The 12,020-nt window shown below is 67.3% G+C and carries 10 protein-coding genes, 2 tRNA genes and 1 pseudogene; 1 reads left to right on the forward strand and 12 read right to left on the reverse strand.

What is annotated here, in order from left to right; translation table 11 throughout:
- Positions 1–98: 98 nt before the first annotated feature.
- The 4 genes from ACLBV5_RS04110 to ACLBV5_RS04125 all read right to left on the reverse strand — a co-directional run bounded on the left by ACLBV5_RS04110 (position 99) and on the right by ACLBV5_RS04125 (position 5,321).
- A complete protein-coding gene (locus ACLBV5_RS04110) occupies positions 99–2,093 on the reverse strand; it encodes an ATP-binding protein (RefSeq protein ID WP_447604871.1) in 1,995 nt (664 codons plus the stop codon).
- A gap of 129 nt (positions 2,094–2,222) precedes the next feature.
- Positions 2,223–3,125 carry an enoyl-CoA hydratase-related protein gene (locus ACLBV5_RS04115; protein ID WP_025978299.1) on the reverse strand — a complete coding sequence of 301 codons (903 nt, stop codon included), beginning with the start codon at positions 3,123–3,125 and terminating at the stop codon, positions 2,223–2,225.
- A gap of 68 nt (positions 3,126–3,193) precedes the next feature.
- On the reverse strand, positions 3,194–3,679 hold the full coding sequence (locus tag ACLBV5_RS04120; protein WP_447604872.1) for a hypothetical protein: 486 nt from the start codon (positions 3,677–3,679) through the stop codon (positions 3,194–3,196).
- A 49-nt stretch (positions 3,680–3,728) separates the two neighbouring features.
- Positions 3,729–5,321, reverse strand: coding sequence for a carboxyl transferase domain-containing protein (locus tag ACLBV5_RS04125; RefSeq protein WP_447604873.1), 1,593 nt, complete (start codon positions 5,319–5,321; stop codon positions 3,729–3,731).
- 79 nt (positions 5,322–5,400) lie between these two features.
- On the opposite strand from ACLBV5_RS04125, the gene ACLBV5_RS04130 reads away from it, so the two are divergent.
- Positions 5,401–7,260 carry a patatin-like phospholipase family protein gene (locus tag ACLBV5_RS04130; RefSeq protein ID WP_447604874.1) on the forward strand — a complete coding sequence of 620 codons (1,860 nt, stop codon included), beginning with the start codon at positions 5,401–5,403 and terminating at the stop codon, positions 7,258–7,260.
- Between the two features lie 241 nt (positions 7,261–7,501).
- Here ACLBV5_RS04130 and ACLBV5_RS04135 read toward each other — a convergent pair.
- From ACLBV5_RS04135 to ACLBV5_RS04170, 8 genes and pseudogenes are all read right to left on the reverse strand, one after another.
- Positions 7,502–7,900: pseudogene (locus tag ACLBV5_RS04135) on the reverse strand (methyltransferase domain-containing protein); the annotation flags it as partial.
- A 46-nt stretch (positions 7,901–7,946) separates the two neighbouring features.
- Positions 7,947–8,023 (reverse strand) — tRNA-His (locus ACLBV5_RS04140).
- 92 nt (positions 8,024–8,115) lie between these two features.
- Entirely contained in the window at positions 8,116–8,874 is a 759-nt protein-coding gene (locus ACLBV5_RS04145) for a M48 family metallopeptidase (RefSeq protein WP_447604875.1), read from the reverse strand.
- Between the two features lie 340 nt (positions 8,875–9,214).
- Positions 9,215–9,853 (reverse strand): energy transducer TonB, encoded by a 639-nt coding sequence (locus ACLBV5_RS04150; RefSeq protein ID WP_244093320.1) that lies wholly within the window; start codon positions 9,851–9,853, stop codon positions 9,215–9,217.
- A gap of 92 nt (positions 9,854–9,945) precedes the next feature.
- Positions 9,946–10,377, reverse strand: coding sequence for an ExbD/TolR family protein (locus tag ACLBV5_RS04155; protein WP_025978292.1), 432 nt, complete (start codon positions 10,375–10,377; stop codon positions 9,946–9,948).
- 5 nt (positions 10,378–10,382) lie between these two features.
- Positions 10,383–11,288: a MotA/TolQ/ExbB proton channel family protein gene (locus ACLBV5_RS04160; protein WP_447604876.1), complete on the reverse strand. Its 906-nt coding sequence runs from the start codon at positions 11,286–11,288 to the stop codon at positions 10,383–10,385.
- 427 nt (positions 11,289–11,715) lie between these two features.
- Positions 11,716–11,791, reverse strand: a tRNA-Phe gene (locus ACLBV5_RS04165).
- A gap of 63 nt (positions 11,792–11,854) precedes the next feature.
- Entirely contained in the window at positions 11,855–12,019 is a 165-nt protein-coding gene (locus tag ACLBV5_RS04170; protein ID WP_082891468.1) for a DNA gyrase inhibitor YacG, read from the reverse strand.
- Position 12,020 lies beyond the last annotated feature (1 nt).

The raw sequence follows: 12,020 nt of genomic DNA on the forward strand, positions 1-12,020 counted from the left end.
CCCCGCACGCGACGCTCGACAAAACGCTCAGCCCAGTTCCCGACCTCGTTGATGAGGCCAAAGAACTGGATCCCGGCGTCCGCCGGGATGAGCGGGATCTAGTCGGCCGCTTTCACCACAGCCAGCACCGCGCCGTCGGTGACCTGATCGCCGACGGCGACATTGAACTCGGCCACCACGCCGTCGAAGGGCGCGGTCAGGGCGTGCTCCATCTTCATGGCCTCCAGCACCACGACCGGTTGCCCCTTGGTCACCGCGTCCCCGGCCTTGGCGGGCGCCGCGACGATCTTGCCCGGCATGGGCGCGCGAAGGCCGCCGTCGGATGCGGCGCCGCCGGCCGGGCCGCTGGACTTGCGGCGCCGGAACTCGACCACGTCGCCGCCGTCGAACACCAGCACCCGCTCGGCGTCGGGCGACAGGGTGCTGACCGCCTCGCCGTTCACGACCACCATGCCCGGCGCGCCATAGACCTGAGCCGAGCCGAAATCGCCGTTCACCGTGAAGCTGGACGACCGGCCGTACCAGCCCGGCTCGCCCGTCAGGGTCAGGGCGTGGGCTGCGCCGTCATGGTGAACCGCCGTATGCGCTTGCGGCGCTGCGTTCAGGCGGAAACCGAACAGGCCTGCGCGAGCGGGCGCCAGCACATTGTCCGGCGCGTCAAAGGCGGCGGCGTCCGCCTCCAGCCCGATCTGACCGGCCGCAGCGGCCAGGGCGCGAGCGGAAACCTGAGCCGGGGCGATCAGCGCTCCCTCCTCCGCCGCGATGAAGCCGGTGTCCACGTCGCCTTCGACAAAGCGCGGGTGATCCAGGCAACGCGCCATGAAGCCCGCGTTGGTCTTCACCGGCCAGACCTCGACCTCGCGGCAGGCGTCGGCCAGACGGGCGGCGGCGGCTTCGCGGGTGTCTTCATGGACGATCAGCTTGGCGATCATCGGGTCGTAGAACTGGCTGACCTCGCCGCCCTGCATCACGCCGGTGTCGACGCGGATGTCATCGGGCATGACGAAGTGATCCAGCCGCCCGATCGACGGCAGGAAGCCGTTGGCGGGATCTTCGGCATAGAGGCGGGCCTCCATGGCCCAGCCCTTCATCGGGATGTCGGCCTGCGCCAGCGGGATCGGCTCGCCTGCCGCGACGCGCAGCTGCCATTCGACCAGATCGACGCCGGTGATGGCTTCCGTCACCGGGTGCTCGACCTGCAGCCGGGTGTTCATCTCCATAAACCAAATGCGGTCGGCCTTCAGCCCGTCGGAGGCGTCGGCGATGAACTCGATGGTGCCGGCGCCCTGATAGTCCACGGCCTTGGCGGCGCGGACTGCGGCGGCGGTGACAGCGTCGCGCGTGGCCTGATCCATCCCGGGCGCAGGCGCCTCTTCGATCACCTTCTGGTGGCGGCGCTGCAGCGAGCAGTCGCGTTCGTGCAGGTGGACGACATTGCCGTGGCTGTCGCCGAAGACCTGCACCTCGATATGACGCGGGCGAGTGATGTAGCTCTCGATCAGCACGCGCGGATCGCCGAAGGACGACTGCCCCTCGCGCTGGGCCGACGCCAGATTTTCAGCGAAGTCCTCAGGCCGGTCGACCTTGCGCATCCCCTTGCCGCCGCCGCCCGCGACCGCCTTGATCAGCACCGGGAAGCCGATGCGGTTCGCCTCGGCGCTCAGGGTCTCCAGCGACTGGTCCTCGCCCTGATAGCCTGGGGTGACGGGCACGCCCGCCTCGATCATCAGCTTTTTCGCCGCGTCCTTCAGACCCATGGCGCGGATCGAAGACGGCTTGGGGCCGATCCAGACGACGCCGGCCGCCGCCACCGCCTCGGCGAAGTCAGCGTTCTCGGACAGGAAGCCGTAGCCGGGATGGATGGCCTCCGCCCCCGTCGCCTTGGCCGCCGCCAGCACCTTGGCCGCGTCCAGATAGGACTCGCGCGCCGCCGCCGGGCCGATCAGCACCGCCTCGTCCGCCTCGCGCACGTGCAGGGCGTTGGCGTCGGCCTCGGAATAGACGGCGATGGTGCGCAGGCCCATGCGACGGGCGGTGCGGAAGACGCGGCAGGCGATCTCGCCGCGATTGGCGACCAGGACGGATTTGAACATCAGGCTTTCCGAAGTGGCGAGGGACGAGTGGCGGGTGACGAGAAGGCGCGTGCGATCATGCGTCGGGCGAAAAGAGTCGGCGTGGCGAGATCCGTCGACGAGTCAGCCTCGTCACTCGCCACTCACCACTCATTGCGCCCAGTTCGGCGCGCGCTTGTCGAGGAAGGCGCGGACGCCTTCCTGGCCCTCGGGCGAGACGCGGGCGCGGGCGATGCGCTTGGCGGTCTCTTCCAGCAGGCGGTTGTCGATATCCTCGCCCGCGACATCGTTGACCAGCCGCTTGGCGTCGCCCATCGCGCCCGGCGCATTGGCCGACAGGCTGTCGGTCAGCATGGAGATGAACTCCTCCACCGAGCCTTCGGGCAGGACCATGTCGATCAGCCCCGCATGGGCGGCGTAATCGGCGTCGAAGATGTTGGCCGTCAGGAACAGCTGGCGCGCACGGCGCGCGCCGACCGCCTCGATGACATAGGGGGCGATGGTCGCCGGGATGAGGCCCAGCTTGACCTCGGAGAAGGCGAAGCGCGTCCCCTCGACCGCCACCGCCATGTCGCAGGCGGCGACGATGCCCGCCCCGCCGCCCATGGCCGCGCCCTCGACCAGGGCCACCGTCAGCGCCGGCACGTCATGCAGGGCCTTCAGCATCTTTGCCAGCCCCATGGCGTCGTCGCGGTTGTCGCTTTCGGACCAGTCGGCCGCGTCGCGCATCCAGTTCAGGTCAGCGCCCGCGCTGAAGGTCCCGCCGGCGCCGCGGATGAAGACCACGCGCACCCGGTCGGCGCCTTGCAGGGTCTCAAACGCCTCGTACAGGGCGGCGATGGTGGCGGCGTCGAAGGCGTTCTTTTTCTGCGGCCGGTTGATGGTGACGAAGACCACGCCGTCGGCCGTGGCGTCGATCTGCACCAGATCGTCGTTCGCGTCCGGCGCCGGGTCGGCGACGAAGGGATGGGCGATGGCGTTCATCTCCGCCGCCTCGGCGTCGGTGATGTCCAGAGCGTTCAGCTCGTCTTCGTTAGGGTTTTGATCAGTCATGGTCGGCTCCTCTCAGCCGGTAGAACGCATCAGGCGGCGTCACGGCGCGCCGCAGAGAAATATCCCGCCTAGACCGGATCACAGCGGCTGGCCCGAACGGTCTTGCCGTCCTGCTCGATCCGCAGCGACACCCCGACCACCGGCGACAGGCGCAGGATCTGAACCATGGTCTGGTCGCCTTCAGAGGACTGGTTCTCCAGCACCACCCGAATAGCCTCGCCCTGATCCTTCAGCGGCTCCAGCGCCACCAGCCTGGAGGTGTCTTCATAGCCCTTGATCTCGGTGGCTGTGATGACGAAGCGCGTGCCGCTTTCCTGTCTGGCGCAGCCGTCGTCGCTATAGTCCCACTCACCGCGATAGCCGACGGGAAAGACCGCCTGCGCCGGTTCGCCCGCGCGGGCAGCAGCCTCTTCCGCCGCCGAAACCGGGTCGGCCTGGGGCTGTGCCGCGGCTTCCAACGCAGGCTCGGCCACCTCTGGCGTCGGAGCGTCCGCTTGCGATCCGCAGGCTGCGAGCAAGGCCGTCAAAGCGATCAGGGCCGCGGTCTTCTTCATGTCTCAGTCCTCGTGGCGGGCATTCGGCCCTGACGGGCCGCGGCGGTCATTACATCCGGAACACGCCGAAGGTCGTCTCGGGGATGGGGGCGTTCAGGCTGGCGCTGATGGCTAGGCCCAGCACGTCGCGCGTCTGGGCCGGATCGATGACGCCGTCGTCCCACAGGCGGGCGGTGGCGTAATAGGGATTGCCCTCGTCCTCGTACTTCTGACGGATCGGCGCCTTGAAGGCCTCGGCCTCCTCCGGCGTCCATGTGTCCGCGTCGCGGTGGACGGTGGCCAGGACGCTGGCCGCCTGCTCGCCGCCCATCACGCTGATGCGGCTGTTGGGCCAGGTGAACAGGAAGCGCGGCGAATAGGCCCGACCGCACATGCCGTAGTTGCCCGCCCCGAAGCTGCCGCCGATCAGGACGGTGAACTTGGGCACCTCCGCCGAGGCGACCGCCGTCACCAGCTTGGCGCCGTGCTTGGCGATGCCTTCGGCTTCGTATTTGCCGCCGACCATGAAGCCCGAGATGTTCTGCAGGAACAGCAGCGGGATCTTGCGCTTGCAGGCCAGTTCGATGAAGTGCGCGCCCTTCTGGGCGCTTTCGCTGAACAGCACGCCGTTGTTGGCCAGGATGGCGACCGGCTGGCCCCAGATGCGGGCGAAGCCGCACACCAGCGACGTGCCGTACAGCGCCTTGAACTCGTCCATCTCCGAGCCGTCGACGATGCGGGCGATGACCTCGCGCACGTCATAGGGGGCCCGGACATCCTCGGGGATGATGCCGTAGAGCTCAGCCGGATCGTAAGCCGGGGCGCGCGGCTCGCGCACGTCCAGCGGCTGGGGCTTGGTGGTGTTCAGATTGGCGACGATGGAGCGCACGATCTCCAGCGCATGCTCGTCGTCCTCGGCCACATGGTCGACCACGCCGGACCTGCGGCCGTGGGTCTCGGCCCCGCCCAGTTCCTCAGCCGAGATGACCTCGCCGGTCGCAGCCTTCACCAGCGGCGGCCCGGCCAGGAAGATGGTGCCCTGATTGCGCACGATCACCGTCTCGTCCGACATGGCCGGCACATAGGCGCCGCCCGCCGTGCAGCTGCCCATGACGCAGGCGATCTGCGGGATCGACTTTGCGCTCATCCGCGCCTGGTTGAAGAAGATACGGCCGAAGTGGTCGCGGTCCGGGAAGACCTCGGCCTGGTGCGGCAGGTTGGCCCCGCCCGAATCGACCAGATAGACGCACGGCAGATTGTTCTGCTCGGCGATCTCCTGCGCCCGCAGGTGCTTCTTCACCGTCATGGGGAAGTAGGCGCCGCCCTTCACCGTCGGGTCGTTGGCGACGATCATGACCTCGCGCCCCGACACCCGGCCGACGCCGCAGATCATGCCTGCGCCGGGCGCCTCATCGCGATACATGCCGTTGGCGGCCAGCTGACCGACCTCCAGGAAGGGCGAGCCCGGATCCAGCAGGCGCTCGACGCGATCACGCGGCAGCAGCTTGCCCCGCGCCACATGGCGCTCGCGGCTGGCGTCCGAGCCGCCCCGGGCCGCCATGGCGACCTTTTCATAAAGCTCGTCCCGCAGGGCGCGATTGTGCGCATCCAGCGACTTGAAAGCAGGACTGTTGCGATCGACGGCGGAAATCAGCTTGGGCATGCCTAAGGTTTAGGAGGCTTCCGCGCCGGGGGGAAGCCGTTCGGTTCACCGAACGCGAAATCCGCTATATCTCCTCCTCATGGCCCCGCTTCGACCGGACACCCTCGCCGCCGCCCTGACCCGCGCCTTCGAGGGCGCGCAGGACAGCCGCGCCAGTTGGTTCGCCCTGACGCGGGGCGAGCGGCTGTTTTCCGCCGGCGACCGGGCCGACACCCTCTATCTGCTGCGCGCCGGGCGGCTGGGCGTCTTCCGTCGCGACGACGGCCGCGTCCCGCAGATGATCGCGGTCATCAAACCCGGCGACCCGGTCGGCGAACTGGCCATGCTGGCGGGCACCTCGCACATGTCGGACGTGGTCGCCCTGCGCGACAGCGACGTGTTGGCCCTGCCGCGCGAGGCCTTCTTCGACGCGGCGCGCACTGATCCCCTGCTGATGTCGGAACTGGGTCAGATCATGCTGACCCGCGCGCGTGAGCGCGGCGGCGGGACCGAGCCCAACGTCTTCGGCTTCGTCTCAGCCCGCGACAAGCCGATCCGCGCCTTCGTCGAACGCGTCGCCCGCGCGGTCGAGGCTCAGGGCGCCACCTGCCACGTCATCGACAGTTCGGCCCTGTCATCCGCCGCCGAGTGGTTTTCGCGGGTCGAGGACGCCCACGACTACGTCCTCTATGTCGCCGAGGCGAACGAGCCGAACTGGGCCGCCCTGTGCGCGCGTCAGGTCGACCGCCTGTTCCTGGTCGGCGCCGCCGACCGCCCGCCGCCCCCCGCCCCGCCTGTGGCCGAGGAATGGGACGACGCCGGGCAGCGCACCGATCTGATCCTGTTGCGCGACCCGCGGATGCCGCGCCCCAGCAACACCCGCGCCTGGCTGGACGTGCTCAAACCCGGCCGCTGGTTCCACGCGGTCGAGGGCTTGTTTGACGACACGGCGCGGATCGCCCGGCTGATCACCGGCTCCTCCGTCGGAGTGGTGCTGTCCGGCGGCGGCGCGCGCGCCTATGCCCACATCGGCGCGCTGAAGGCCCTGCGCGAGTCTGGCACGCCCATCGACTTCATCGGCGGCGCCTCAATGGGGGCGGTCATCGGCGCCGGTCCCGCCCTGGGCTGGTCCGACGAAGAGTTGGAGCACCACATCCGCCAGGCCTTCGTCCTGTCCGATCCTCTGGCCGACATCGCCCCGCCCATCATCGCCATGACCCACGCCCGCAAGGTCAAGGCGCTGATGAAGGAGGCCTTCGGCGACGTGCAGATGGAGGACATGCTGCTGCCCTTCTTCGCCGTCTCGACCAATCTGACCGCAGGCAGGCTGGAGGTGCACCGCGAAGGCACCCTGCGCCACGCCTTGCGCGCCTCCATCTCCATTCCCGGCGTCATGCCGCCTGTGGTGATGAACGGCCAGGTGCTGGTCGACGGCGCCGTTCTGCGCAACTTCCCCAGCGACGTGATGCGTCGGTTGAACAGCGGCCCGCTCGTCGGCGTCGACGTGTCCCAGTCGCGCGGCGTGGACGCCACCGCGCTGGAGAATCCCCCCTCCTGGTGGCGCTGGATCCTGTCGGGGGCGTGGAAGCACGGCCCGCCGATCGTCTCTATCCTGATGCGCGCGGCCACCCTGTCCAGCGAGGCCGAGCGGATTCAGGCCCGCGCCGAGACCGATCTGTTGATCCTGCCGCCCTCCGACGGCGTCGATATCCGCGACTGGAAGGCCTATGAGCCCGGCGTCGCCGCCGGCTATGAGGCCGCGCGCGCCGCCCTGGACAGCCTCAACGGCCCGGTCGAGACCCTGCACCGGCGCCGCCGCGCCGACGCGCCACAAGAAACAGTCGAGGAAATGGCAGAAGCGTCCTTCCCTCAGGACGTTTTGGAAATGCCTGGCCCAACACCTGGCCCAGGCGCGTCAGGAAAGCGTCGCGGCTGGCTGGGTCTTCGCAAAGCGCGGTGAGATAGGGTCGCAGCGCCGTCCCCTTCATCCACTCCAGCACGGCGTCGTCGCCTTCCAGCACATGCAGATAGGTGGTGGACCAGGTGTCGACCTCCTCGCACAGATCCGCCACGGCGTCGTAATAGGCCTCGGCCCCCAGCAGAGGCTGAATGGTGTCCACGCCGCTCAGCCGCTCGCGCCACGGTCCCTCCGCCGCCGTCTGACGCATCAGCGTATGGTGGCGCGTCTCCCACGCCATCGGCATCTGCACCGCCAGCACGCCGCCCGGGGCCAGCGCCTCGGTCATCCGCCGGAACAGGGCCGCATGATCCTGCGCCCACTGTAGCGAGGCGTTGGCCAGGATCAGATCGACGGGCGCATCCGGCGCCCAGCTCTGCAGATCGTCCTGCACCCAGCGCACGTCGTCCGGCAGGCCGCGCGCCTGTTCCAGCATCGCCGCGCTGGAATCCAGCCCGTGCACCCGCGCGCCCGGCCAGCGTCGTTTCAGCAAGGCCGCATGCTGCCCCGTGCCGCAGCCGATGTCCCAGACCTCATGCGGGTCCAGATCGTCCGGCAGATGCGACAGCAGGTCGATGGCCGCGCGATCGCGCTGGCGCTCAAAACGATTGTATTGGTGGGGGTCCCACGCCGGCGACGTCATCGTCGTTATTCTCCCTCGATCATCGCGAAAGCGATTCGAGGGAGAATGGTACAGCCTCTCAGGATTGAACTGAGGACCTCCGGCTCCACAAACCGGCGCTCTAACCAGCTGAGCTAAGGCTGCACATCTCTGCGCGAGGGCGGTTCTCTAGCGGGCCTCGCCGTCGGGGGCAAGCGGCCTTTTCGCCCTCGCGCGGATTTTATCTTCTTTACCCGTCAGTTCCAACCGCGGCTGGCGATATACTGCTGCAACTGGGCGATCCGGGTCTGGTCCGACGGGTGGGTCGAGGCGAACTCCGGCGTGCCCGACTGACGCCCCGCCGCCATCGCGCGCCACAGCGTCAGCGACTCAGACGGCTTGTAGCCGGCCGCCGCCATGTAATCGACGCCCAGCCGATCCGCCTCCAGCTCATGGCTGCGCGAAAAGGGCAGCAGCACGCCCAACTGGGCGCCCAGGCCGCCGAAGGCCTGCACCGCCTGGCCATAGTCCCCTGCCCGGCTCTGCACCGCGCCCAGCACCAGACCCGTCGTCTGCGTCGTCGACGCCCGCTCAGCCGCATGGCGCGCAACGACGTGGCCGACCTCGTGACCGATCACGGCCGCCAGTTGGTCATCGTTCTTGGCGATGGCGAGCAGGCCCGTCGTCACGCCCATATGGCCGGACGGCAGCACGAAGGCGTTCGGCGTGGCGTCGTCGAACACCGCATAGTCCCAGTGACGATTGGTCAGGTTCGCCGCCTGGACGATTCGATCGCCGACGCGGCGAACGCGCGCGTTCTGGGCGGCGTTGTTCGACACCTTCTGCGTCCTCAGCGTCTCGGCCCAGGCGGCCTGCGACTGCTGGATCAGGGCGCTGTCGTCCATCAGAACGAACTGGCTGCGCCCCAGCGCCTCATTATAGGCGCAGCCGCCGACGCCGACGCCAAGAAGGCTCGCGCCAACGGCCAGAGCAACGAGGATGGGTTTGTGGGACATGGGGCCTCCAGACAGCAATCGCTGTCCATAATGCACAGCCTGTCGGCTCGGCTCCACGCTCTCTTCACCTTGAGCGGCGGCAGCGCGGCTTGGACCGGCCTCATCATCGCCTTCGCGGCAAGGAATCAGTCTCTCAACGTGAGCCGTGATCCGCGCGGATCGCTCCAAACGGCTCATGCGCCGTGTTCGGATCCTCGGAACAGGCCCGAAGATGACGCGACGGAATAAACCACGCCCATGACCCTGCTGGTACGCCAACCTCGAGGCCGAAGACGGCCACAAAAAAACGCCCCGAGGCGAAACCTCGAGGCGCTTCTTTTCGTTCAGTGCGATCGCTCGCTTAGTCCAGGTTAAACGGCACCCGGACCACGAACTTGGCGTTCGTTGCAGCGCCATCGACCGTGCGGGGCGAAAGCTGCCCGCGCTGGACGATGCGGACCGCAGCGGCGCCGAAGCCCATGCCCGACGGCTCTTCCGAGACGACACGGCAGTCTTCAGGACGACCGCTCGGGGTCACCGTACATTCGACCGTGGCCGAACCACCCACGCCGCGATCAAGAGCGCGCTGCGGGAAGTCCCGTTCGGTCGGACGCGGCGGGCGAGCCCACTGCGGGTTGGTGATCACCGAAGGACGCGGCGGCGCGGGCGGCGCCGGCGGAGGCGGAGGACCTGGGACGATCACGGGCGGGCCCGTGTATTCGACGCGGTCTTCCTTCTTCGTCGGCTCGATCGGCAAGGTCACCGGCGGCGGAGGCGCCGAGGTGTTGACGACCGGCTCGCGCACCTGAAGCTTCGGCGGCGGAGGCGTGTCCGGCGGCGGAGGCGGCGGCGGCGGAGGCGGAGGCGGTGGCGGCGGCGCCATCAGCTCCACATCTACAGCCTCGTCCACATAGTTGAACTCCTGGAGTTCGAACTTGCTCTTGTAGAGGTAAAGACCCGCAAGAACGTGAACGGCGATAGAGATGCCGATCCCGATCATTGCGCCCGTCGAAAGTTTTTTCTTTCTCGGAGCGTCGAGCAGAGGGTCGCGGTGCTCGCGATGTTCAGCAGTCATGCTTGCGTCACGCCCCCTTACGACTGATCTTCGCCAACCAGGGCGACACTGTAGAAACCATTATCCTGCAAGGCGTTCATGACCTGCATGAAGTCCCCGTAACGCGTTTGCTGGTCAGCGCGGATGAAAATCCGCTCCTGCTCAGGGTCACGTGTTCCGATCTGGACTTTCAGATCATCGCCCAACGAGCCCACCGTGGTCCGGAAGTCGCCGATCCACACTTCACCGCCATTCTGGATGGAGATGAAGACAGGCTTGGGCGGATTCTGGGCCGGCGGAGCGACGGCGCGAGGAAGCGTCACCGGCACCGACACGGTGGCGAGCGGAGCCGCCACCATGAAGATGATGAGGAGAACAAGCATAATGTCCACGAAAGGCGTGACATTGATTTCGCTGTTCGCCTCGACGGTGTACTTGCCGCCGCCGGAACCGGAAAGTTTGGCGGCCATTCGGCTTACGCTCCCTTGTCGAGTTGACGCGAGATCGAGTTGATCAGCTCAGCGTTGAACCCGTCGGCGCGAGCGCCGTACGAAGCGATGCGGGTGTTGAAGTAGTTATAGAAGATAACCGCCGGGATAGCCGCGAACAGGCCGATACCGGTGGCCAGCAGGGCTTCAGCGATACCCGGAGCAACGACGGCCAGGTTGGTGGTGTTCGATTCGGCGATGCCGATGAACGAGTTCATGATGCCGTACACGGTGCCGAACAGACCGATGAACGGACCGCCCGAACCGACCGACGCCAGGAACTGCTGGCCGCCCGACAGACGGATGCCCAGACCACCTTGAACGGCGCCGATGGCGTTGTTCGCGCGGTCGATCGTCGAGCCGCGGTGAACGCCGGCGACGTCCAGGCCGGCTTGACGCGACAGCTCCACTTCGCCGGTGGCGGCGGCGGCCATGTCGGCCAGCGGGTTGCCGTCGAACTCTTCCGAGGTGGCCAGGCGACGGATGTCAGCCAGGGTGCGAGCACCGCGGTACTCTTCCAGGAAGCGGTTGGTCTTTTTGCTCAGCGAGCTGAACTCGACCAGCTTGATGAGCAGCAGCGTCCAGGAGAAGATCGAGGCCAGGATCAGGCCGGCCATGACGACCTTAACGACCGGGTGCGCCATCATGAACATGGCGATCGGGGTCAGGCCCGCACCGCCGTGAACTTCGGCGGCGGCTTCTTCCGTGGCGGCTGCATCAGCGGCCGGGGTGGCGGCGTCGGCGGCCGGAGCGGCGGCGTCGGCAGCGGCGGGAGCCGAAGCGGCGGCCGGAGCGGCCGGAGCGGCTGCGTCCTGCGCCAGAACCGGCGAGCTCGCCATCAGGACGGCGGCGCCGGCCATTGCGAGGAGGATATTCGTCTTCTTATCGAGCATGTTTCGCCAGTTCCTGCTTTGGTCTGACTCGTGGAACCCAAGACGGCGGCCGCGTCAGTCGGCCGCGCCTTTACAGTGAAATCTTTTCCTCCCGCCGGATTTCTCCCCCGCCGGTCGGCGCCGCAATCCTCCAAACGTCGAAACGTCTGCGGACCTGGCGACAGAGACAATATCTCGCCGCCCACAGCCTGCAAGCAGGAATGCGGTCCTGTCCCTTTGGCGAAGCCCTATCTTAGCGTCAAGGGCGGAAAATGTCTTTTCACCCCCGGCCGGACGCAGCGCGGCGCGACACGCACAAAAAATGCACGTCACTGTCATGATCCGGCAACAAACTTGCAGTGTTACCGATTGTTAAGAAAAGTTTAGGCCCATGACGAATTTTCGGCTTTTTTGCGGCCGTGGCGAAGATTCATCATTTAGGGGAAAGTGGTGCCTGGAGGCGGATTCGAACCACCGACACGCGGATTTTCAATCCGCTGCTCTACCAACTGAGCTATCCAGGCTTCGCTTTGCGTCGCGAGAGGCGGCTCTATAGGCGAGCCCGGGCGGGCTGTCCAGACGCCAATTCACTCAATTCCGCGATCTTTTTCATCATCGTGCGCTTCTTCGGCGGGAATGGCGTATCCGCCGGTGAACCAGCGTTGCAGATCAACGTCGGCGCAACGCTTGGAACAGAAGGGCTTATAGGCTGCGACAGACTCGGCGCGGCGGCAAATGGGGCATTGGGCCATG

The organism is Brevundimonas sp. M1A4_2e (assembly GCF_053345555.1).

Bases quoted from the DNA above. Each gene is read 5' to 3' on its own strand.
- ACLBV5_RS04110 (WP_447604871.1), bottom strand. From the start codon at position 2,093: ATGTTCAAATCCGTCCTGGTCGCCAATCGCGGCGAGATCGCCTGCCGC.
- ACLBV5_RS04115 (WP_025978299.1), bottom strand. From the start codon at position 3,125: ATGACTGATCAAAACCCTAACGAAGACGAGCTGAACGCTCTGGACATC.
- ACLBV5_RS04120 (WP_447604872.1), bottom strand. From the start codon at position 3,679: ATGAAGAAGACCGCGGCCCTGATCGCTTTGACGGCCTTGCTCGCAGCC.
- ACLBV5_RS04125 (WP_447604873.1), bottom strand. From the start codon at position 5,321: ATGCCCAAGCTGATTTCCGCCGTCGATCGCAACAGTCCTGCTTTCAAG.
- ACLBV5_RS04130 (WP_447604874.1), top strand. From the start codon at position 5,401: ATGGCCCCGCTTCGACCGGACACCCTCGCCGCCGCCCTGACCCGCGCC.
- ACLBV5_RS04145 (WP_447604875.1), bottom strand. From the start codon at position 8,874: ATGTCCCACAAACCCATCCTCGTTGCTCTGGCCGTTGGCGCGAGCCTT.
- ACLBV5_RS04150 (WP_244093320.1), bottom strand. From the start codon at position 9,853: ATGATCGGGATCGGCATCTCTATCGCCGTTCACGTTCTTGCGGGTCTT.
- ACLBV5_RS04155 (WP_025978292.1), bottom strand. From the start codon at position 10,377: ATGGCCGCCAAACTTTCCGGTTCCGGCGGCGGCAAGTACACCGTCGAG.
- ACLBV5_RS04160 (WP_447604876.1), bottom strand. From the start codon at position 11,288: ATGCTCGATAAGAAGACGAATATCCTCCTCGCAATGGCCGGCGCCGCC.
- ACLBV5_RS04170 (WP_082891468.1), bottom strand. From the start codon at position 12,019: ATGGCCCAATGCCCCATTTGCCGCCGCGCCGAGTCTGTCGCAGCCTAT.